This is a genomic window from Rhizobium sp. GCM10022189, assembly GCF_042656325.1.
Lineage (GTDB): Bacteria > Pseudomonadota > Alphaproteobacteria > Rhizobiales > Rhizobiaceae > Rhizobium.
This window is the reverse complement of sequence record NZ_JBHSOR010000021.1, coordinates 1-20,571: the sequence shown is the minus strand read 5'-3', so window position 1 is coordinate 20,571 and position 20,571 is coordinate 1. Positions and strand designations below refer to the sequence as shown.

At 66.4% G+C, this 20,571-nt stretch carries 25 protein-coding genes; 14 read left to right on the top strand and 11 right to left on the bottom strand.

What is annotated here, in order from left to right:
* The first annotated feature begins 392 nt into the window (after positions 1–392).
* The 7 genes from ACFPWW_RS11795 (at position 393) to ACFPWW_RS11765 (ending at position 6,829) form a co-directional block, all read left to right on the top strand.
* Positions 393–2,315: a DUF3604 domain-containing protein gene (locus tag ACFPWW_RS11795; protein WP_377311760.1), complete on the top strand. Its 1,923-nt coding sequence runs from the start codon at positions 393–395 to the stop codon at positions 2,313–2,315.
* 18 nt (positions 2,316–2,333) lie between these two features.
* Complete coding sequence (locus tag ACFPWW_RS11790; RefSeq protein ID WP_377311759.1) at positions 2,334–3,182, top strand: peptidyl-prolyl cis-trans isomerase; 849 nt, start codon at positions 2,334–2,336, stop codon at positions 3,180–3,182.
* Positions 3,179–4,177 (top strand): HupE/UreJ family protein, encoded by a 999-nt coding sequence (locus ACFPWW_RS11785; protein ID WP_377311758.1) that lies wholly within the window; start codon positions 3,179–3,181, stop codon positions 4,175–4,177. The genes ACFPWW_RS11790 and ACFPWW_RS11785 overlap by 4 nt, the downstream gene beginning before the upstream one ends.
* A 393-nt stretch (positions 4,178–4,570) precedes the next feature.
* Positions 4,571–4,882, top strand: a complete 312-nt coding sequence (locus ACFPWW_RS11780) for a PadR family transcriptional regulator (protein ID WP_377311757.1) — start codon at positions 4,571–4,573, stop codon at positions 4,880–4,882.
* The gene (gene chrA, locus ACFPWW_RS11775; RefSeq protein WP_377311756.1) at positions 4,854–6,083 is read left to right on the top strand and encodes a chromate efflux transporter; all 1,230 of its coding nucleotides are present in this window, start codon (positions 4,854–4,856) and stop codon (positions 6,081–6,083) included. The genes ACFPWW_RS11780 and chrA overlap by 29 nt, the downstream gene beginning before the upstream one ends.
* Positions 6,084–6,096: 13 nt before the next feature.
* Positions 6,097–6,480 carry a VOC family protein gene (locus ACFPWW_RS11770; RefSeq protein ID WP_377311755.1) on the top strand — a complete coding sequence of 128 codons (384 nt, stop codon included), beginning with the start codon at positions 6,097–6,099 and terminating at the stop codon, positions 6,478–6,480.
* 100 nt (positions 6,481–6,580) lie between these two features.
* Positions 6,581–6,829, top strand: a complete 249-nt coding sequence (locus ACFPWW_RS11765; protein WP_113414689.1) for a hypothetical protein — start codon at positions 6,581–6,583, stop codon at positions 6,827–6,829.
* 99 nt (positions 6,830–6,928) lie between these two features.
* On the opposite strand, the gene ACFPWW_RS11760 is transcribed toward ACFPWW_RS11765, so the two are convergent.
* Entirely contained in the window at positions 6,929–7,273 is a 345-nt protein-coding gene (locus ACFPWW_RS11760; RefSeq protein ID WP_377311754.1) for a helix-turn-helix domain-containing protein, read from the bottom strand.
* Positions 7,274–7,379: 106 nt separating this feature from the next.
* On the opposite strand from ACFPWW_RS11760, the gene ACFPWW_RS11755 reads away from it, so the two are divergent.
* The gene (locus tag ACFPWW_RS11755; RefSeq protein WP_377311753.1) at positions 7,380–8,126 is read left to right on the top strand and encodes a glucose 1-dehydrogenase; all 747 of its coding nucleotides are present in this window, start codon (positions 7,380–7,382) and stop codon (positions 8,124–8,126) included.
* A gap of 47 nt (positions 8,127–8,173) precedes the next feature.
* Here ACFPWW_RS11755 and ACFPWW_RS11750 read toward each other — a convergent pair whose 3' ends face one another.
* Positions 8,174–8,647, bottom strand: coding sequence for an Lrp/AsnC family transcriptional regulator (locus tag ACFPWW_RS11750; protein WP_377311752.1), 474 nt, complete (start codon positions 8,645–8,647; stop codon positions 8,174–8,176).
* A 103-nt stretch (positions 8,648–8,750) separates the two neighbouring features.
* On the opposite strand from ACFPWW_RS11750, the gene ACFPWW_RS11745 reads away from it, so the two are divergent.
* The 3 genes from ACFPWW_RS11745 to ACFPWW_RS11735 all read left to right on the top strand — a co-directional run bounded on the left by ACFPWW_RS11745 (position 8,751) and on the right by ACFPWW_RS11735 (position 11,694).
* On the top strand, positions 8,751–9,284 hold the full coding sequence (locus ACFPWW_RS11745; RefSeq protein WP_377311751.1) for an RBBP9/YdeN family alpha/beta hydrolase: 534 nt from the start codon (positions 8,751–8,753) through the stop codon (positions 9,282–9,284).
* Between the two features lie 155 nt (positions 9,285–9,439).
* On the top strand, positions 9,440–10,360 hold the full coding sequence (locus ACFPWW_RS11740) for an alpha/beta hydrolase family esterase (protein WP_377311749.1): 921 nt from the start codon (positions 9,440–9,442) through the stop codon (positions 10,358–10,360).
* An 830-nt stretch (positions 10,361–11,190) separates the two neighbouring features.
* Positions 11,191–11,694 (top strand): hypothetical protein, encoded by a 504-nt coding sequence (locus ACFPWW_RS11735; protein WP_377311748.1) that lies wholly within the window; start codon positions 11,191–11,193, stop codon positions 11,692–11,694.
* A gap of 132 nt (positions 11,695–11,826) precedes the next feature.
* Here the strand turns inward: ACFPWW_RS11735 and ACFPWW_RS11730 are convergent, their stop codons facing one another.
* From ACFPWW_RS11730 to ACFPWW_RS11695, 8 genes are all read right to left on the bottom strand, one after another.
* Complete coding sequence (locus tag ACFPWW_RS11730) at positions 11,827–12,534, bottom strand: NapC/NirT family cytochrome c (protein ID WP_377311747.1); 708 nt, start codon at positions 12,532–12,534, stop codon at positions 11,827–11,829.
* Positions 12,531–13,040, bottom strand: coding sequence for a nitrate reductase cytochrome c-type subunit (locus tag ACFPWW_RS11725; protein WP_113414490.1), 510 nt, complete (start codon positions 13,038–13,040; stop codon positions 12,531–12,533). Before ACFPWW_RS11725 ends, ACFPWW_RS11730 begins: the two co-directional genes overlap by 4 nt.
* Entirely contained in the window at positions 13,010–15,514 is a 2,505-nt protein-coding gene (napA, locus tag ACFPWW_RS11720; RefSeq protein ID WP_377311746.1) for a periplasmic nitrate reductase subunit alpha, read from the bottom strand. Before napA ends, ACFPWW_RS11725 begins: the two co-directional genes overlap by 31 nt.
* Positions 15,489–15,770, bottom strand: a complete 282-nt coding sequence (locus tag ACFPWW_RS11715; RefSeq protein WP_377311745.1) for a chaperone NapD — start codon at positions 15,768–15,770, stop codon at positions 15,489–15,491. Before ACFPWW_RS11715 ends, napA begins: the two co-directional genes overlap by 26 nt.
* On the bottom strand, positions 15,763–16,263 hold the full coding sequence (locus tag ACFPWW_RS11710) for a ferredoxin-type protein NapF (RefSeq protein ID WP_377311743.1): 501 nt from the start codon (positions 16,261–16,263) through the stop codon (positions 15,763–15,765). The genes ACFPWW_RS11715 and ACFPWW_RS11710 overlap by 8 nt, the downstream gene beginning before the upstream one ends.
* Before the next feature lie 9 nt (positions 16,264–16,272).
* Positions 16,273–16,482, bottom strand: coding sequence for a periplasmic nitrate reductase, NapE protein (napE, locus tag ACFPWW_RS11705; RefSeq protein ID WP_112573329.1), 210 nt, complete (start codon positions 16,480–16,482; stop codon positions 16,273–16,275).
* Positions 16,483–16,552: 70 nt separating this feature from the next.
* Positions 16,553–16,963, bottom strand: coding sequence for a PAS domain-containing protein (locus tag ACFPWW_RS11700; RefSeq protein ID WP_377311741.1), 411 nt, complete (start codon positions 16,961–16,963; stop codon positions 16,553–16,555).
* Between the two features lie 96 nt (positions 16,964–17,059).
* Positions 17,060–17,572, bottom strand: a complete 513-nt coding sequence (locus ACFPWW_RS11695; protein ID WP_113498671.1) for a DUF4142 domain-containing protein — start codon at positions 17,570–17,572, stop codon at positions 17,060–17,062.
* A 237-nt stretch (positions 17,573–17,809) separates the two neighbouring features.
* Between ACFPWW_RS11695 and ACFPWW_RS11690 the strand changes: the two genes are divergently transcribed.
* Positions 17,810–18,028: a hypothetical protein gene (locus ACFPWW_RS11690; RefSeq protein ID WP_112573325.1), complete on the top strand. Its 219-nt coding sequence runs from the start codon at positions 17,810–17,812 to the stop codon at positions 18,026–18,028.
* 105 nt (positions 18,029–18,133) lie between these two features.
* Positions 18,134–18,325, top strand: coding sequence for a DUF6494 family protein (locus ACFPWW_RS11685; protein WP_377311739.1), 192 nt, complete (start codon positions 18,134–18,136; stop codon positions 18,323–18,325).
* Positions 18,326–18,450: 125 nt separating this feature from the next.
* Here the strand turns inward: ACFPWW_RS11685 and ACFPWW_RS11680 are convergent, their stop codons facing one another.
* On the bottom strand, positions 18,451–18,960 hold the full coding sequence (locus ACFPWW_RS11680; RefSeq protein WP_377311737.1) for a BA14K family protein: 510 nt from the start codon (positions 18,958–18,960) through the stop codon (positions 18,451–18,453).
* A 266-nt stretch (positions 18,961–19,226) separates the two neighbouring features.
* Here ACFPWW_RS11680 and ACFPWW_RS11675 point away from each other — a divergent pair, with 266 nt between their 5' ends.
* Positions 19,227–20,288 carry a class I SAM-dependent methyltransferase gene (locus ACFPWW_RS11675; protein ID WP_377311774.1) on the top strand — a complete coding sequence of 354 codons (1,062 nt, stop codon included), beginning with the start codon at positions 19,227–19,229 and terminating at the stop codon, positions 20,286–20,288.
* The last annotated feature ends 283 nt before the right edge of the window (positions 20,289–20,571 follow it).

Here is a 20,571-nt window from a genome sequence, read left to right as displayed (position 1 = left end):
ACAGGTTCACGGTGCTGATCGACGCCTGCTGTCTGGCGGGCGCATTGCGGAGAAACATGCTCCTGAGCCTTGCCGAGGCGGGGTTCTATCGGGTGAGATGGGAGGAATGCGGTTCCGGAGGCCCGAATATACATGGGAGGCGCTGTGCCAGAAGGCCGAGGCACAGGGCCTCGCTCAATCCGCCTCGATGATGCAGGAATTTTCCGCCCTGATGAAGTGACCGATCCCGGCCGCAGGAGCCGTTGGCCGCTGCCGGCACCTGCGCCGGCAAGACCGATCGGCATTGGCGATTCCCGCCCGCAGTGGACGCGCGCCGGCGGACGTATTACACTGCAACCGGACTTCACAGACATGCCTGCATTGCACTCGTTCCACGGGAGGGGGAAGTGCCGATGTTCAGAACGTTTGTCAGTGCCGCGTCTCTTTTGACCATTCTCGTCGCAACCTCCGCCCCGGCGCAGGAATCGCTGATGGACGCCGGCGAGATCGATCCCGCGACAGTCGCCAGATTCTACAAAAAGCCGGGTTATTCGCCCTATGCGGGGCGCAATTTTCCGACACGCGTCTTCTTCGGCGACCAGCACCTGCACACCGCCTGGTCGGTGGATGCCGGCATGTCCGGCGCCACGCTGACGCCGGAAGATGCGGTGCGGTTTGCCCGCGGCGAGGAGGTGACCTCCAATACCGGCCAGCCCGTGCGCCTCAGCCGGCCGCTCGACTGGATCGCCGTCACCGACCATTCCGACGGCATGGGCGTGATCTCGGAGCTGAAGGGCGGCAATCCGCAGCTGATGGCCGACCCGGTGCTCAAGCGCTGGCACGACATGATGCAGCAGAGCCCGGATGCGGCCGCCGCCGCCACGATGGAGCTCATCAAGGCGCAGTCCAACAAGCAGCTGCCGCCCGCCATCATGGACCCGAAATTCGCCAATTCGGTCTGGCAGAAGAACAACCAGATCATGGAGAAATACAACGATCCCGGCCGTTTCACCGCCTTCATCGCCTATGAATGGACCTCCAACGCCGGCGGCGGCAACAACCTGCACCGCAACGTGATCTACCGCGACGGCAGCGACAAGGCCGCCCAGATGATCCCCTACACGACCTTTGAGAGCGAGAACCCGGAGGACCTGTGGCGCTGGATGGCCAACTGGGAGCAGAAGACCGGCGGCTCGCTGCTCGCCATCCCGCATAACGGCAACCTTTCCAACGGCCGCATGTTCGAGCTGACGACCTTCACCGGCGGGCCGCTGACCAGGGAATGGGCCGACGAGCGGCGGCGCTGGGAAGTGCTGTTCGAGCTGATCCAGACCAAGGGCCAGAGCGAATCCCACCCCTCGCTTTCGCCCACCGACGAATTCACCGCCGGCTACGAGCTGTGGGACCGCGGCAACCTCAACCTCGTGCCCAAGCAGCCGGGCATGATCCAGTACGAATATGCGCGCGAGGCGCTGAAGAACGGGCTGAAGATCGAGCAGGAAATCGGCTCCAACCCGTTCAAATACGGCTTCGCCTCCGGCAGCGATGCCCATACCGGGCTGACGGCGATGGAGGAGGACAATTATTTCTGCAAGTTCGTCAGCTGCGAGCCGCGGCCCGAGCGCTGGAGCGAGGACGCCATGAAATTCGGCGACCGCGTCGTCAAGGGCTGGGAGGTGACGGCGGCCGGCTATACCGGCGTCTGGGCGAGCGAAAACACCCGCGAGGCCCTGTGGGACGCCATGAAGCGCAAGGAGACCTATTCCACCAGCGGCCCGCGCATGATCGTGCGCTTCTTCGGCGGTTTCGATTTCGTGCCCGCCGATGCGACCAGCAGGACGCCGGCCGAGACCGGCTATGCCAAGGGCGTGCCGATGGGCGGCGATCTCAAGGGCGCCCCCGCCGGCAAGGCGCCGACCTTCCTCATGGCCGCGCTCAAGGACCCGCTCGGCGGCAATCTCGACCGCATCCAGATCATCAAGGGCTGGGTGGACAAGGACGGCAAGACGCAGGAGAAGATCTTCGACGCGGTCTGGGGCGATGCCGACCGCCGCAAGCCCGGCAGCGACGGCAAGGTGCCGCCGGTCGGAAGCACGGTCGATGTCGCAAACGCCACCTGGACGAACACGATCGGCGACCCGGAACTCGCCGCCGTCTGGACCGACCCGGAATTCGACCCGGCGATCAGCGCCGTCTATTACGCCCGCGTGCTGGAAATACCCACGCCGCGCTGGACCGCCTATGACGCCAAGCGCTACGGCGTCAAGATCGACGCCAACGTGCCGATGGTGACGCAGGAACGCGCCTTCACCTCGCCGATCTGGTATTCGCCCTGACCTGACGGAGCCCGCCCCGTGATCCGCCTGTTGCGCGAGCCCCTGCTGCAGTTCATGGCCCTCGGCGCAATCCTCTTCTGGCTGACCGCCCTGCCGGGAAAGACGCCGGAGGCGAGACCCGAAAGGATCGTCGTCACCGCCGCCCGGATCGACAATCTCGCCCGCTCCTTCGCCACGGTCTGGCAGCGGCAGCCGACGCCGGACGAATTGCGCGGCCTCGTCGAGGACCATATCCGCGACGAGGTCTATTATCGCGAGGGCATGGCGCTCGGCATCGATGCCGACGATATCGTCATCCGCCGGCGCATCCGCCAGAAGATGGAATTCTACGCCGAGGACGTGGCGGCGGCCGAGCCGACGGATGCGGAGCTTGAAGCCTATCTTACCGCCCATCCGCGCAATTTCCGCGTCGAGCCGACCGTCTCCTTCCGCCAGGTCTTCCTGAGCGCGAGGCGCCAAGCCAGTCTCGACGCCGATGCCAGGACCGTGGCGCTGGCGCTTGCCCGGCCGGGCGCCGATCCGGCCGCCCTCGGCGACGGCTTTCTGCTCGGCGCCGATTTCGAGGGCCGCGACCGGCGCGCCGTCGCCACCGATTTCGGCGAGCGTTTCGCCGACACGGTCTTTTCCGTGCCGGCCGGCGCCTGGCAAGGGCCTTTCGTGTCGCCCTTCGGCCTGCATTTCGTCTTCGTGCGGCAGCGCTCCGAAGGCGGCCAGCGCCCGCTTGCCGAGGTCCGCGACATCGTCGCGCGGGATTGGGCGAGCGCCCGGCGCGTCGAGAAACTGGAAGAGTTCTACCGCACGCTGCGCGCCCGCTACGAGGTGGTGGTGGAAGAGGCGCCGGCCGGTGCGGCGGGGCCACGCCCATGACATGGCTGCGGCTCGCCCTCGCCCTCATCCTTGCCCTCGCGCTTGCCGCCCCGCCGGCGGCCGCCCATGAGGTGCGCCCTGCCTATCTGGAGATCAGGCCGCTCTCGGCGGAGCGCTACGCGCTGCTCTTCAAGGTGCCGGCGCTCGACGAGAACTATCGGCTGGGCCTCGATCTGCGCCTGCCCGAAGAGGCCCGCGACGTGAGCCCGCCGCAGCTGACCTTCGAGGCCGGCGCGCAGCTGGAGCGGCGCGTTATCGAGATCCCCGGCGGCCTTGCCGGCAGGCGCATCAGCATCGACGGGCTGGCGGCGACGGTGACGGACGTGCTCGCCCGCGTCGAGCATTCCTCCGGCCTTTCGCAGGTCGAGCGGCTGACGCCGACGCGGCCGGGCTTCGAGGTCGCCGCCTCGCCCTTGCTCGCGCGGCGGGCGCTGACCTATTTCCTGACCGGTGTCGAACACATTATCGGCGGCATCGACCACCTGCTCTTCGTGCTCGGCCTGCTTCTCCTGGTGCGCGGCTGGAAGCGCGTCGCCCTCACCATCACCGCCTTCACGGCCGCCCACAGCCTGACGCTGGCGGCCGCCACGCTCGGCCTCATCCATGTGCCCGCCGGCCCGCTCGAAGCCGCCATCGCCATGTCCATCCTGTTTCTCGGCGTGGAGATCGTCCATGCGCGGCGCGGGCAGGTCACGCTCGGCACCCGCTACCCCTGGGCCATCGCCTTCGGCTTCGGCCTGCTGCACGGCTGCGGTTTTGCCAGCGGCCTTGCGGCGACGGGCCTGCCGCAAGGCGACATTCCCTTCGCGCTCCTCTTCTTCAACCTCGGCGTCGAAACCGGCCAGCTCGCCTTCGTCGCCCTGTGTTACGCGCTCGCCCACGCCGCCCGCGCCGCGCAACTGCCGCTCACCCGAACCGCCGGCCTGCTGCCCGCTTACCTGGTCGGCACCGCCGGCGCCTACTGGACCATCGCGCAGACGCTGCCGCTGCTGTGAGGTGCTTTTCTTTGGGGGGCGCAAGAGGGTGGGCTGCCGGTGGCGTTGTACCGTGTGGTAGCCCGCTCTGCTCAACTTTTCTTTGGGTCCGAACGATTGCGCGTTGTGCCGTATGGCACCCCCTCTGTCCTGCCGGACATCTCCCCCACAAGGGGGGAGATCGACTCGTGGCCTGACCTTCGCACCTCACGAACGTTGCGCAGTTTGCAAACGCTGATTGTTTGGGGAAACCGGTGCCCCCAGCCAATCTCCCTCCTTGTGGGGGGGGGCCGAAGGACCCGGCAGGGCAGAGCGGGATACCCCAAGCCGCAGCCCACAATGGGATCTCCCGCCCCACCCCACAATCTCGAATCCCGATATCGCCTTTCGAGAGCGCCCGTGCTACCATGCCGCATGGAACATCAGGACCTTCTCTCCGGCTTCATCCGCCTGCATGTCCTGCATCATGCGGCCGAGGGCGATCTGCATGGGCTGTGGATGATCGAGGAGCTGGCGCATCACGGCTACAAGGTCTCCGCCGGCACGCTCTATCCCATGCTGCACGCGATGGAGAAGAAGGGGTATCTCACCTCGCGCACCGAGCGCGTCGGGCGCACGCATCGGCGTATCTACAATGCCACGCCCTATGGCGTGGCGGCCCTGAAAATGGCCAGGGAAAGGGCAAGGGAGCTGTTTCGTGAAGTCGTCGGCACAGACAATAGGTGAGGAAGCGGCCGGGCCGCGGCAGGGCACGGCGGGCGAGGTCTTCCTTGCCTTCCTGAAGCTCGGGCTCACCTCCTTCGGCGGGCCGATCGCCCATCTCGGCTATTTCCGCGACGAGCTGGTCGTCCGCCGCAAATGGATCGACGAGGCCGGTTACGGCGATCTCGTGGCGCTCTGCCAGTTCCTGCCCGGCCCGGCCTCCAGCCAGGTCGGCTTTTCGCTCGGCCTGCTGCGCGCCGGCCCGCTCGGGGCGCTGGCCGCCTGGGCCGCCTTCACGCTGCCGTCGGCCATCCTGCTCGTGGTCTTCGCGCTTGCGGCCACCGGCCTCGAAGGACCTGCCGGCGCCGGCCTGCTGCACGGGCTGAAGATCGTCGCCGTCGCCGTCGTGGCGCAGGCGGTCTGGGGCATGGCAAAAAGCCTGACGCCCGACCGTGAGCGCGCGGCAATCGCGCTTGCCGCCGTCTTCGTCGTCACCTTCTGCGCCGGCGCGATCGGCCAGCTCGCGGCGATTGCGGCCGGCGCGCTCGCCGGCCTGGCGCTCTGCCGCAACGGGTCGGTGACGGGCGAGACGCATCTCTCCTTCCGGGTGTTGCGGTCCTTCGGCCTTGCCTGCCTTGCCGCCTTTTTCGGCCTGCTCCTCGCCTTGCCCGTTCTCGCCTCGGCCGCCGGCCTGCAGGGCCTGTCGCTGTTCGATGCCTTCTACCGCTCGGGCGCGCTGGTCTTCGGCGGCGGCCATGTCGTGCTGCCGCTGCTGCAGAGCGAGGTGGTCGGCCCCGGCTGGATGACGAACGACACGTTTCTCGCCGGCTACGGCGCCGCCCAGGCCGTTCCCGGCCCGCTCTTCACCTTCGCGGCCTATCTCGGCGCCGTCATGGGGCCGGCGCCGAACGGCATTGCGGGTGCAGCCATCTGCCTTGTCGCGGTCTTCCTGCCGGGTTTCCTGCTGCTGCTCGGCGCCCTGCCCTTCTGGGACGGTTTCCGCCGCCAGCCGGCCGCGCAGGCCGCCATGCGCGGCGCCAATGCCGCCGTGGTCGGCATTCTCGGGGCGGCCCTTTACAGCCCGGTCTGGACCAGCGCCGTTCTGGCGCCGGCCGATTTCGCGCTGGCGCTTGCGGGCTTCCTGCTGCTTGCCGTCTGGAAAGCCCCGCCCTGGATCGTGGTCGCGCTTCTGGCTTTCGCCGCCACGGTCCTCAACCTTGTCTAGAGGAGGAATGACCATGGCGACTGTCAGCGTTCGCTACATCGTCGACGACGTCGATGCGGCAATTGCCTTCTATACGCAATCGCTCGGCTTTTCGCTTGCCATGCACCCGGCCCCGAGCTTTGCCATGCTGACGCGGGGCGACCTCAGCCTGCTGGTCAACGCCACGACCGGCCCCGGCGGCGCTTCCCAGCCCATGCCCGACGGGCGCAAGCCCGCGCCCGGCGGCTGGAACCGCATCCAGATCGAGGTCGGCAATATCGAGGCGGAAGTCGCGCGCCTGAGAAAATCGGGCGCCCGCTTCCGCAACGACATCGTGGCCGGCATCGGCGGCAAACAGGTGCTGGTCGAGGACCCCGCCGGCAACCCGATCGAACTGTTCGAGCCGCCGGGCAGCTAGCGCGACAGGAAACCGGCGGCACCCGCCGCCGGCGCGCGCCCGTTGTGAAGCGCCGCGATCGGGATTATATAGGAACGAGCTATTCCTATAGGAGTTCGCGATGGCGTCCACGATTTCGGCAAATGTCGATGGCAAGACCGCCACGAAGCTGAAAAAGGTCGCTTCGCTGGAAAACAACCAGGAAACGATCGTCCGGCCGGGCCGCGAAATGATGGCGGCGGCGGCAAGGCTGCGCCTTGAGAAGGCGAGCGTCGAGCTTGCCTCCGAGCATCGCTTCGGCGGGCCGGAACACGCCTCCGGCGAGATCGACATGCTGGACGAAGCCACAGCGCTCACCCGTTCGACGTGATGCGCTGGATACGCCTGGGTTACGATTTTTCGCCCGCCGCCCTCTGGGATTCCATCCGCAAGCCCGCAGGAGAGCGCCGCCCGTGACCGCCGCGGCCGGTCAGTCCATGCCGGCCACGTCCGTCGGCCGTCCGTAGGCGCGCAGGATCGCCGCCACGAGGCCGGGGAAGCGTTCTTCCACCTCCGCGCAGCGCGAATGGTTGCGCATTTCGATGCCGTGACGCTCGCCGCGGATGAGGCCGGCCTCGCGCAGAACCTTCATATGCTGCGACAGCGAGGATTTGGGGATGACGCGCCCGCCGAGATTGGAAAGCGCGCTGCAGGTGCCGCTGGAGCCGGCCCCGGCGATCTGCGCGAAGATCGCCACGCGCTCGGGATCGGAGAGCGCATAGAGGATCGCCTCCGGCTTCAGGTCCTCGATGGCTGGATGAAAAAGCGGTCTCATGAATTTTATATAGGGCCACTTGATATTACGATCAACAGTTCCGAATTTCTGAACTACGGAACAAGGCCGCCACTCCCGGCGGCCCTCCGGATCGAAAGGAACTGATATGTCCAAGCTTGCTGGAAAAGTCGCCGTCGTCACCGGCGCCTCCAAGGGGATCGGCGCCGCCATTGCCAGGGCGCTGGCCGCCGAAGGCGCGAAAGTGGTGGTCAATTACGCATCGAGCAAGGCGGGTGCGGATGCCGTCGTCGCGGCGATCGCGGCCGCCGGCGGCAAGGCCGTTGCGGTACAGGGCGACGTTTCGAAGGCCGAACAGGCGCAAGCGCTGATCGACGCGGCGATCCGGGAATTCGGCCGCCTCGACGTGCTGGTCAACAATTCCGGCGTCTACGAATTCGCCGCGATCGAGGAGATCACCGAGGAACACTATCACCGCCAGTTCGGCGTGAACGTGCTCGGCCTGCTGCTGACCACCCAGGCCGCCGTCAAGCATATCGGCGAAGGCGGCAGCGTCATCAACATTTCCTCCGTGGCGACAAGCCTCGCCCCGCCCGCCACCGCCGTCTATACCGGCACGAAGGGCGCCGTGGACGCCATTACCAGCGTGCTTGCCAAGGAACTCGGCCCGCGCAAGATCCGCGTCAACGCCATCCTGCCCGGCATTATCGAGACCGAAGGCACCCATAGCGCCGGCGTGATCGGTTCCGATTTCGAGCATAACGCGGTCGCCCAGACCCCGCTCGCCCGCATCGGCCAGCCGAACGATATCGCCACCGTCGCAGCCTTCCTCGCCTCCGACGATGCCGGCTGGCTGACCGGCGAAAAGCTCGTCGCCAGCGGCGGTTTCCGCTGAGCCTCGATGCCGTGCGCGCCCTTCCGGGGCGCGCACGCCCTCTGCCCTCACCCCTTCATGAGTTCGCGCCCGATGCGCTTGGGCGGCTCGCTGCGCAGGACGATCGCGGTATTGACCGAGCCGTAGCGCGCAACCGCATCGACGATGCCTTCCAGCGCCGCCGGCGACGGCACGATGACCTTCAGGTGGAAACAGTCTTCCCCCGTCAGCCGGAGAACCTCGATGACCTCCGGCATCTCCGAAAACTGTTTCAGGCAGGTTTTGATATGTTCGTGCGTGGTGCGCAGGCGGATGATCGCCATCATGCCGAGCCCGACCGAAGCGGGATCGATGACGGCCCTGTAGCCGCTGACGATGCAGCGCTCCTCGAGCCGCTTCAGCCGTTCCGACGCCGCCGGCTGGGAGAGGCCGACCCGTCTTCCGAGTTCGGACACGCTGATGCGCCCGTCGTCCTGCAGGATCTCGATCATGGCAATGTCGGTCGGGTCAAGCTCGAAACGGGGATCGGAATTTTTCGCCATCGGCCTTGAATCCATCGGTTTGGGCTGAGTTTTTCCGATGAATGCCAATTTATCCCGCCGCCGTAAACGGCCATCCTCGCGCATCGACCACGAGAGGCCCTTCATGACCGACATCATCCACCTGCCCGGTATCGGCAATTCCGGCGAACTCCATTGGCAAAGCCGCTGGGAAAGCGCCGATCCCGCCATCCGCCGCTTCGCGCCGGCAAACTGGGACGAGCCCGACCTGCCCGACTGGATCGCGGCCCTCGAAGAGGCCGTGCGCGCGGCAGAAACGCCGCCCCTCCTCGTGGCCCACAGCCTCGCCTGCCTGCTCGTCGCCCATTGGCAGGAGGTCTCGGACCTGCCGGTGAAGGGCGCGATGCTGGTCGCCGTGCCGGACCCGGCTTCTGCGGCCTTTCCCCCGCAGGCGGCAGGTTTTGCCGACGTGCCCGACACGCGCTTTCGTTTTCCCTCGCTGATCGTCGCCAGCACCGACGATCCCTACGGCTCGCTGCTTTATGCCGAGAGGCGGGCCGGGCAATGGGGAAGCGAGGTGAAGGTGATCGGTGCGGCCGGCCACATCAACGGCCAGAGCGGGCTCGGCGACTGGCCGCAGGGCCTGGCGCTGCTGAAAGCCTTCGCCTCCCGCCTGTAGCGGGCCGCAGCTCGCGGGCGGACGGCGGGCGAGGCCCGCCCATCACGGCCGCAGCGACAATAAGCCCTTGCCCCTGCCGGCCCGCAGCCGTTGCCTGCGCCGCGCAATGGCTTATCTTCCGTCGCGGTCTCTTCGCCGGAAAGCGGGATGGTTTCATGTGCCGCATTGTGCTTCGCCTGCCGCTTGCCGCCTTCCTCTTTTTCCTCGGCGCCGCCGCCGCTCATGCCGATGAAACCCTGTCCTACAGGTGGCAGGGCGTGGACCGCACCGCGATCCTGCATGTGCCGCAGGCTGCGGCGGGGCATGCCGCACCGCTCGTCATCGTCATGTACGGCTCCGACGACAAGGCCGCCAGTTTCCAGAAGAACAGCGGTTTCGACGCCGTCGCCGACCGCGAGAATTTCGCCACGCTCTATCCCGAAGCGATCGACGGCGCCTGGAACCTCAAGTCGAAGCGCCCCGCCGTCAACGGCGAGCCGGTGGACGATATCGGCTTCTTCCGCACCATGATCGACGATCTCGTCAGCCGCGGTATCGCCGACGGCACAAGGATCTACGCCACCGGCTTCTCCTACGGCGCGCTGATGACCTACACGCTCGCCTGCGCCCTGCCCGACAGGATCGCGGCGATCGCGCCGGTCGCAAGCGCCATGAACGAAGCCCAGGCCGAGGCCTGCAACCCCGCCCGCCCCCTGCCGGTCATGATGGTGAACGGCACGAGCGACGAGGTGCAGCGCTACGACGGCTATATCCGCTCCTTCGGACGGCTGCTGTCCGTTCCCGAAACGACGGAATACTGGCGCCGCGCCGACGGCTGCACCGGCCAGAGCGCCACACCGCTGCCGCACCTGAACCCGCACGACCTGACCCGCGCCAGCCTCGTCCAATGGTCCGGATGCCGGCCCGATACCGGCGTGCAGCTCTACCGCATCGAAAACGGCGGCCACTGCTGGCCACGCCTTGCCCCGCCCGCTCCCGCCGACCCGGCCGACGGGCCGCGTTTCGGCGGATGCAGCAACGATATCGAGACGGCGGCGGAAGTCTGGAATTTCTTCAGGCGCTACCACGGCGCATGATCGGGCGAGAGCCGCCGCCTGCTTTGGGCAGCGACGCTCCCCTCCCCACCTCATCCCTGTGCTTGTCACAGGGATCCAGCCTGCCCAAGTCCTTGGGCAGGAGAGACTCGTTTGCTTGCGGCATATGGGAGTCATTCACCGCGCGGACGCGCGGTGGCTGGATTCCTGTGACAGGCACAGGAATGAGGGAGGTTGGGGTGGGCCTCCGGGCAGAACGGTTGCGGGGGATGGGTGAGGCACGGGAATGAGGTGGTTGGGGTGGGCCTCCGGGCAGAGCGGTTGCGAGCGCCGGGCGAGGCGCTGTTGGGGTGGCCGTGGAAGGGCCGTGTCGGATGATGGAGGCTACGGAAGGCCCCTTGCCACCATACCCGACGCCTGCTTTGGGCAGCGGCGCTTCCCTCCCCACCCTCATCCCTGTGCCTGTCACAGGGATCCAGCCTGCCCAAGTCCTTGGGCAGGAGAGACTCGTTTGCTTGCGGCATATGGGAGTCATTCACCGCGCGGACGCGCGGTGGCTGGATTCCTGTGACAGGCACAGGAATGAGGGAGGTTGGGGTGGGCCTCCGGGCAGGACGGTGGCGAGGGCTGGGTGAGGCGCCGTTGGGTGGTAGTGAACGGACCGTGTCGGGTGGTGGAGGCTGCGGAAGCCCCCTTGCCGCCATGCCCGACGCCGGCTTTGGGCAGCGACGCTTCCCTCCCCACCCTCATCCCTGTGCCTGTCACAGGGATCCAGCCTGCCCAAGTCCTTGGGCAGGAGAGACTCGTTTGCCTGCGGCATATGGGAGTCACCGCGGCTTCAACGCTCATCTGAACTCTCGGGGCGCGCACGCATGGCAAGGACGGGACGAAACCGGCAGGCGATCTCCGGCAGCCCTCTATACCGCGCAAGGCCGGTTGCCGTCAAAGCCGCAATGCGGGGCGTGCGCGAACACGACATGGGTCCGATCACCCGAATTCGGGAGCGCCACGCTCTGAAAACCGACCCGGCGGCCGTCGCGCCACACCGGATTCTCCTGTATGCTCACCGGAAAGTATTGGGGGGGAGAAACCAAGTGGAAACGGCAAGGTTCTGGGTCGAGGTCATAGCGGCGGCAGCCATACCGATTGGCATCATTGCGATCATATGGAATAGAACCGCAACGAAAAAGTCGCTTTCGGTTCGCGCAATTCAGTTTCTATGTTTGACGATTACTATTCCGCTCGTTTTGATCTTGAGTCTTGAAGGTATCCTTGATGGTGGCGCGATCGGAGCACTGCTAGGCGCGCTTGTCGGTTACTTGTTCTCGAATATCGGCAAGTACGACGAAAAGAAGTTCGGATCAGAAGCAGATTGAAAGCCTGCGGAAAAACGCCTCTCGGAAATACAGGGTAAGGCGCGATCCCTGCGACTGATGTCTCTCACACAGTCGCCAGCCACCAAGGAAAATATTCCCACCAACACCACCCCCCGCGCAAACCGCCCGCCCTCAGTCCGCCGCCGCCCCCAGATAGGCGGCGAGCATGGCGCGGGCGTGCCAGTCGCGGCCATACCGGTCGCGGCCGGCGTTTTTGCCCATCAGTTCGGCCGGCACTTTCCAGCCGGGATCGATGCCTTCCATGTTGGGCAGTTCGTGGGCGATGCCCTTGTGGCAGTCGATGCAGGTCGCCTTGCCGGGCAGCAGGTAGCGGGTGTGGATTTCGGCGGCGCGTTCGGTCTGTTTGGTCAGGTCCATCGCGCCCATCGAGTGGCAGTTGCGGCATTCCAGGCTGTCGTTGGCCTTCAGCCGCGCCCATTCGTGCTCGGCCAGTTCCAGCCGCCGGTCGAGGAATTTCTCGCGCGTGTTGATCGTGCCGAATATCTTGCCCCAGACTTCCTTGGAGGCCTGCATCTTGCGGGCGATCTTGTCGGTCCACTGGTGCGGCACGTGGCAATCCGGGCAGGTGGCGCGCACGCCGGAGCGGTTGGAGAAATGCACGGTGCGGCTCAGCTCCTCGTAGACATTGGCGCGCATCTCGTGGCAGCCGGTGCAGAAGGCCTCGGTATTGGTCACTTCCAGCGCCGTGTTGAACGCGCCCCAGAACATGACGCCGCCGATGAAGCCGCCGAGCGTGAGGAAGCCGAGCCCGAGGGTCGCCGCCGGCGAGCGCACGAGCCGCCAGCACCACAGCGCCATCGCCTTCAGCCGGGCAATCATTGCTCGCTGCCCGCAGGCTTGAAGCCGAGCTCGCTCATGTCCTTGAACGTGTTCGGCACCAGCGGCCTCGTGTCGGCCTGCGGCACATGGCAGGCGGTGCAGAAATAGCGCCGGGGCGAAACGTCGGCCAGCATCTGCCCTTCGCGGTTCATGAAATGCGTGACGCTGATCATCGGCGCGCCGGAACCTTCCGTCAGCTCGCGCCGGTGGCAGGAGAGGCAGCGGTTGGCATTGACCGTCAGCTGGTAGCCCTCGATCGAATGCGGGATGACGGGCGGCTGGTCGGGATAGTTGCGCATCTTTCTCACGTCGTCGGTCACCCATTTGGGAACCGGCTTCGCATCCGTGTTTGCCATCGGGTCGTCGTTGCCCGAAAGCGGGGCCACGGTCTGGGCCAGCGTGACGGTGCCGGCAAGAACCAGCAGGGCGACGGCCGCAAGCGCCCGAACCCGCCCGGCAGCGGCGCGCCCCGCGGTCAGGCGGCGGGAAGGATCTTGACTGCGCATTTCTTGAAATCCGTCTGCTTGGAGATGGGATCGGTGGCGTCGAGCGTCACCTTGTTGATCAGCTGGCTGGCGTCGAACCAGGGCACGAAGATCACGCCGTGCGGCATGCGGTTGCGCCCGCGGATGTCCACGCGGCTGATGATCTCGCCGCGCCGCGAGCGGATCTTCACTTCCGCGCCCTGGTTGATGCCCATCCGGCGGGCGTCGTCCCCGTTCATGAAACATCGCGCGCCGGGAAAGGCCCGGTAAAGCTCGGGCACGCGCATCGTCATCGAGCCGGAATGCCAATGTTCCAGCACCCGGCCCGTCACCAGCCAGAAATCGAACTCCGCGTCGGGCGATTCGGCCGGCGGCTCGTAGGGCACGGCCAGGATGACGGCGCGGCCGTCCTTCTGCCCGTAGAATTTCAGCCCCTCGCCCGCCTTGACATAGGGGTCGTAGCCCTCGCGGTAGCGCCAGCGCGTCTCCTTGCCGTCCACGACCGGCCAGCGCAGGCCGCGCACCTGATGGTACGTGTCGTAGGGCGCCAGATCGTGGCCGTGGCCGCGCCCGAATTCGGCATATTCCTCGAACAGCCCCTTCTGGATGTAGAAGCCGAAGGCCCTGGCCTCCCGGTTCTCGTATTCGCCCGTCACCTGCGAGAGCGGGAATTCGTCCACCTTGCCGTTCTGGTAGAGCACCTGGTAGAGCGTCTTTCCCTTGTATTGCGGGTTCTTGTCCAGGATCTCGGCCGGCCAGACCTCCTCGGTGGTGAAGCGCTTGGAAAACTCCACCATCTGCCAGAGGTCCGAGCGGGCCTCGCCCGGCGCGTTGACCAGCTGGTGCCAGACATGCGTGCGCCGCTCGGCATTGCCGTAGGCGCCCTCCTTCTCCACCCACATGGCGGCCGGCAGGATCAGGTCGGCGCTCATGGCGGTGACGGTCGGATAGACATCGGAAACGACGACGAAATTGTCCGGGTTGCGGTATCCCCTGTAGGTCTCGTTGCTGGTGTTCGGCGCGGCCTGGACATTGTTGTTGACCTGCACCCAGTAGAAATTCAGCTTGCCGTCATGCAGCATCCGGTCCTGCTCGACGGCGTGATAGCCGGGCTTGTCCGGCAGCAGCCCGGCCGGCAGGTTCCAGATCTCCTCGGCATGTTTGCGGTGCTCCGGGTTGGTGACGACCATGTCGGCCGGCAGGCGGTGGGCGAAGGTGCCGACCTCGCGGGCCGTGCCGCAGGCCGACGGCTGCCCCGTCAGCGAGAACGGGCTGTTGCCGGGCTCGGAAATCTTGCCGGTGAGCAGGTGCAGGTTATAGACCATCTGGTTGGCCCACACGCCGCGCACATGCTGGTTGAAACCCATGGTCCAGAGCGACATGACCCTGACCCTGGGATCGGCATAGAGTTCGGCCAGCTGCTCCAGGAAGGCGCTGTCCACGCCCGAAAGCTCGACCGTCCTTTCCAGCGTATAGTCGGAAACAAGCTGCCTGAAGGCCTCGAAATCGATCGCATCCATGCGGCCGGCATCGGCAGCCCCCGTGGCCTTCACCTCCAGCGGGTTGTCCGGGCGCAGGCCGTAGCCGATATCGGTCGCCCCTTTCATGAATTTCGTATGCCTGTCCACGAAATCCCGGTTGACGCGGCCGGTCCGGATAATGTGGTTGGCGATATAGTTCAGGATCGCAAGGTCGGTTCCCGGCTTGAAGATCAGCGGAATATCGGCAAGGTCCATGCTGCGATGCGTGAAGGTGGAAAGCACGGCCACCTTCACATGCTCGTGGCCGAGCCGCCGGTCGGCCACCCGCGTCCAGAGGATCGGGTGCATCTCGGCCATGTTCGAGCCCCAGAGCACGAAGGCGTCGGCATTTTCGAAATCGTCGTAGCAGCCCATCGGCTCGTCCATGCCGAAGGTGCGCATGAAGGCCACCGCCGCCGAGGCCATGCAGTGGCGGGCGTTGGGATCGAGATTGTTGGAGCGGAAGCCCGCCCGCATCAGCTTCGTTGCCGCATAGCCTTCGAAGATCGTCCACTGGCCGGAGCCGAACATGCCGAGCGCCGTCGGCCCCTTGTCCTTCAGCACCCGCTTGGCCTCGGCCGCCATCACGTCGAAGGCCTCTTCCCAGGTGACGGGCTCGAATTCGCCGTCCTTGGCGTAGACGCCGTCGCGCTTGCGCAACAGCGGGCTCGTCAGCCGGTCCTTGCCGTACATGATCTTGGAGAGGAAATAACCCTTGACGCAGTTGAGGCCGCGGTTGACCTCCGCCTCCATGTCGCCATGCGTGGCGACGACCTGGTTTTCCTTGACGCCCACCATGACGCCGCAGCCGGTGCCGCAGAAACGGCACGGCGCCTTCGACCATTTGATTTCCAGCGCCGCGACGCCGCCCGGCACCGATTGCGCACCCGCAGGCGGCGCAATGCCGGCGGTGGCGGCCGCAATCGCCGCCGCCTGCGCCTTCAGGAGGTCACGCCGCGTCAGTTCGCCCGTCATCGCCTGTCTCCTCCGTGTCCAGTGCCTGTTCGAAAACCATGTGGGCGGCCAGCACCCCGTCCATGCCCGAAATGCCGATCAGCCTTTCGCCGAGCGCGGCGGAATGCGGCCCCTCGATCACCACGACGATCTTGCCCGGCGCCGTCGCATGCACCTCGACGCCGGAAAGTCCGGCAAGGCGCGCGGCGATCTCGCCGGTCAGTTCCGGCCGCGTGAGCACGACGGCGCTGGAGATGTGGTGGCAGCCGTCAGGCATGGGCGGCCTCCCCCCGGCGGGCCGTCATGGTGATGGCGGCGGCGGGACAGAGCCCGAGACAGGCGCCGCAGCCCGTGCAGGCATTGGCATCGAGTTCGGGAACGAACGGCCCGCGCGGCTGCGGCCGGAAGCGGATCGCCCCGGCCGCACAGCTGTCGCGGCAGGCCTGGCAATCGACATGGTTGAAGGCAAGGCAGCCCTCGCCCACCACGGCATGATGGGCAAAGCCGCCCGCCGCACCGGCGGCAAAGACGGGCTCGGGACAGCGCTCGGCGCAGCGGCCGCAGAAGATGCATTCCCCCTGCCCGAAATCCACCACGGCAACGCCGGAGCGGATTGCGATGACCTGCGTCGGGCAGGCCTCGGCGCAGGCGCCGCAGCCCGTGCAGCTGCGGATCGAGCTCTCGCTTGCGCCCGGAGGCAGGATCCGCAAGGCGCCCTCAGGCGGCCTGCCGGTCAGGAAATCGCGTCGGCTGCGGGCGGGAAAGGTCATGGCCGGCCCTCACTCCGACGAACCGGGAGGGGCAGGATTGATCTCGTGCGGTCCGGGCGGGCCGTAGACGATCTGGTACATCCATACCAGGAAGCCGTAACCGCCGACCACGCCGACGGCCAGCACCGGCCATATGCCGAAGGCAAGCACGGCGAAGGTCAACAGCTCCCGCCTGCGCCTTTTCCTGAATGCCTCGACGGAACCCCCGACCTCGGCCACAACATCCTCCCAGCGTTGTCTTGGAAACGCGACATATGCCTTCAAGCCGGTGCGGCCGGCTCCTGCCGGCTCAATGCGAGCGCTGCCCCTCCTGCCCGTCCTCGCGCTCGGCCGCCGGCACGATGATGCCGGAATAGAGCACGGGCGAGCCGCTATGGTCGCGAAAGGCGCGGCCGAAGGCGGCGACCAGCCGGTATCGCCCGTCCCGGCCCTGCACGCGGTACGTATCCTGCTGGGCGATATCGGCCACCAGCACTTCGGAAATCTTCCTTGCGAGCTGCGGCTGGTCGTCCGGGTGGACGCGCCTCAGATAGGTGTCGAGCGGCAGGCCGCGCACGGTGGCGGCGGGGTCGAGGCCGAAAAGCTCGGCAATCGCGCTGTCGGCAAAGACGAGGTTGCGCACGATATCCCATGTATAGATACCGGCATCGGCGGCCACGTCCTCGAATATTTCGAGCGCGTGAACCGATTGTCCAGTCATGGCCTCGCCTCCCCCCTTGTTTATTAGACTCTCAACTAAGGGCGAAGCGGGCAAGGTCAAGGTGCAAGCTTATGCTTTGCCCGGCCGGCCCGGTTTTTACCTGGCGAGGTTCCTGGCCATGCGCAGATGCTCTTCGAGGTCCGGCAGCGTCTTGCTGGCCCAGGCCTTCAGCGCGGCATTGTCGCCGCCCTCGCCGTAGCGCGCGAAGAGATCGACCGCCTGTTCGTGCGCCTGCGCCTGGCCGGCAAGATATTGCCGGGTGAAATCCTCGCCCTGCAGGCCCTTGAGCGCGGCAAGCGCGGCCTGCTGCGCCGCCGTCATGGCCTGCGGAATGCGCGCCTCCACCTTGCCGCCGGCAACCAGCGCCTTCAGCTCCTGCGTCGTCTTGCGGTGGTCCTTCACCATCTCCTCGGCAAAGGCCCTGGCCGGCGCATCGGCGCGGCGGGCTGCAAGCTTGCCGGCCTCGATCTCGAACATGTCGGCTGAGGCCGCCTGCGCCACGAAATCCGCCGTTTTCGGCGCGCCGCCGGCATCGCCGCCCGCGCCCGCCTGCGCCAGCGCGCCGGAGGCGACCAGCACGGCAAACCCGGCAAAGAGGAAAGCTTTCATCGTCCCGTTCTCCTGCTCCTGTTTCCATTTGGCTCCTGTTTCCCTTTGGCCCCTGCTCCGGCCGGAGAACCGGGGCGCCGTCAGGCGAACTTCTTTCGCCGGCAAAAGTTCCATTTTCGCCGCGCCCCGGCGCGTTTTCCGCTTGCGGCGGCAGGCCCCCCCGGACCTTGGTCCGTATCGGGCCGGCGCGTTTGCGTGCATGATGATCGGCCGGATCGCAATCTTGGGGAGGACGCTGTGATCTACCAACGGCGCAATGTGACGGACAGCCCGCAGGAGCGGCTGTGTTTCGAAAAGGAGGCGGCGGCAGCCCTCACCCGGCATTACCGGCGCCCGATGACCATCCTGTTTTCCTGCCAGCCGGGCCGCAAGCCCAACACGATCGATCTCCGGGCGATCCCCCATTTCCTCGGGCCTGCGCCCGGCCACTGGTCGCGCGGCGCCCCGCCGCATTGAGCCGCACCGCCGGATCGGCCGACAGGGCAAGGGCCGCGCCGCGATCCGGCTTTCCTCGCCGCGCGCCTTCGCTTACAATCGCTGCCCGATAGAGGGGATTCCACCATGAGCGAAGACGCCTTCAACATGTCCATCCGCAAATTCCTGAAGGAAGTCGGCGTGACCTCGCAGCGCAAGATCGAGGAGACCGTGCGCGACGGCCGGATCGCCGGCAAGACGCTGAAGGTCCGCATGACGCTGACGGCTGAAGGCACCGGCCTCAGCCACGTGATCGACGGCGAAATCGAACTTCCATAGCGCAGGTTCGTTTTTCCTCGAAACGCGAACGTGCTCCATCTGCTTGTTTCTTCGCAATTCCGGACGCAAAACCGCTGCGCACTTTTGCTGGAATTGCTGCTGGCGACCGGCGCTTTCGCCAGCCGTCAATAATAGGGCGAGAGGCAGGCCTGCCGCCGGCCGTAATAGGGCTGGAACGTGTTGTCGTAGGCCCTGTAGGAGCGGTAGCGCGCAAAACACCAGCGCACATGCGCATTGCCGCCATAATAGGCCGGCCGATAGGAGCGCGGCGCATAGTAGCGCGGCGCATAGTAGCGCGGCGCGTAATAACGCGGGCCGTAATAGGCCGAGCCGTAATAGCCCGTGCCGTAATAGCCCCGATCGTAATAGCCGGAGCCGTAATACCGGGGCTGCGACAGCAATCCGCCGATAATGACGCCGGTCGCCAGGCCGCCGAGCGCCCAGCCCCAGCCGTCGCCGCCATGGTGGCGATAATAGCCGCCGTGATAGCCGCCGCGATAGCGCACCGGCTCGGCCTGCCGCGCGCCGATATCGGGGGCGGTCATGACGGGAAAGGCCGCGGCCGGCGGTGCGCCCGCCAGCGTCGTGGCCAGCGTCGTCGTCAGCGACAGGGCAATGATTGCGAGCCTCTTCATGGCTTCACCTCTCTCTGCATCGCCCCCCCTTCATTATAGCGCGGAAAGCAGGGCGTGGCACCCGATTTCGCCGCCGGCGCCGGGGCCTGCCGCGCACCCGTCACCCGCCTTTATCACCCGCCCCTATCACCCGCCCCCATCACCCGAATGCAGCATTGACGGCCCGCCTGCCCCGCCTAGACTCCGCGGATGGTCGATCTGCCGGGCTGGGGCCGGCGCATCTTGAGGAGGATGCCATGCGCAAAAGCGATAAGCAGAAAACCGATATGCAGCAGCCTGACATGGAGAAAGTCGATGCGCTCGTCGCCCGCCTCGTGGGCGATCTCGGCGCCGGCGTGTCGGGCGTTCTCGTCGTGCTCGGCGATCATCTCGGCCTGTTCCGGGCGATGATCGACGGGCGGCCGCGCTCCTCGATGGAGCTTGCCGAAACCACCGGCCTGACCGAGCGCAACCTGCGCGAATGGCTGGCGGCCATGGCGGCGGCCGATTACATCACCTATCACGAGGCCTCCAACAAATTCGCCATGACGCCGGAACAGGCGCTGGTCTTCGCCAACGAGGAGAGCCCCGCCTTCTTCGGCGGCGCCTTCGAGATCGTGCAATCCATGTGGATGGACGAGCCCAAGGTGGAGGAAGCCTTCAGGACCGGGCGCGGCCTTGGCTGGCACGAGCACAGCAAATGCCTCTTCCGCGGCACCGAGCGCTTCTTCCGGCCGGGCTACAACAGCCACCTCGTCACCGAATGGATCCCGGCGCTGAAGGGCGTCAAGGAAAAGCTCGAGCGCGGGGCCGAGGTGGCCGATGTCGGCTGCGGCCACGGCGCCTCGACCATCCTGATGGCCAAGGCCTTCCCGAACTCGCATTTCCACGGCTTCGATTACCACGCGCCCTCGATCGAGCGCGCCAGGCGGGCCGCCAAGGAGGCGGGCGTTGCCGACCGCGTGACCTTCAGCAAGGCCTCGGCCAAGGAATTCCCCGCCGGCAACTACGATCTCGTCGCCATGTTCGACTGCCTGCACGACATGGGCGACCCCGTCGGCGCCGGCCGCCACATCCGCGAAACCATGGCCAAGGACGGCACCTGGATGATCGTCGAACCCTTCGCCCATGACGGCCTGAAAGACAACCTCAACCCCGTCGGCCGCGTCTATTACGGCGCCTCGACAATGATCTGCACCCCGGCCTCCATGGCCCAGGAAGTCGGCCTCGGCCTCGGCGCCCAGGCCGGCGAGATGAAACTGCGCAAGGTGGCCCTGGACGCCGGCTACCACCACTTCCGCAGGGCAAGCGAAACGCCGTTCAACATGATCTTCGAGGTGCGGAACTAGGATTGAGGCTTGGCGGGCGTTCGGAAGCCGGCAAGGGGTGGGGTGCCGGTGGATCCGCCACTCGATCCGTCCTTCTGAACCCCACAGGGGGTCGGGCGGACTGCCAGTGGCGTCGTGGCGTGTGGCACCCCCCTCTGTCCTGCCGGACATCTCCCCCACAAGTGTAAAGCCCGGAAACATACCTGACAGATGTTCGGAGACATACCTGACAGTCAGTCCTGGCTTTTGAGGTTGATTTTTGCGACCTGCGTTGCGCCGAAGAAGACGCCGTAGAGACCGTCTT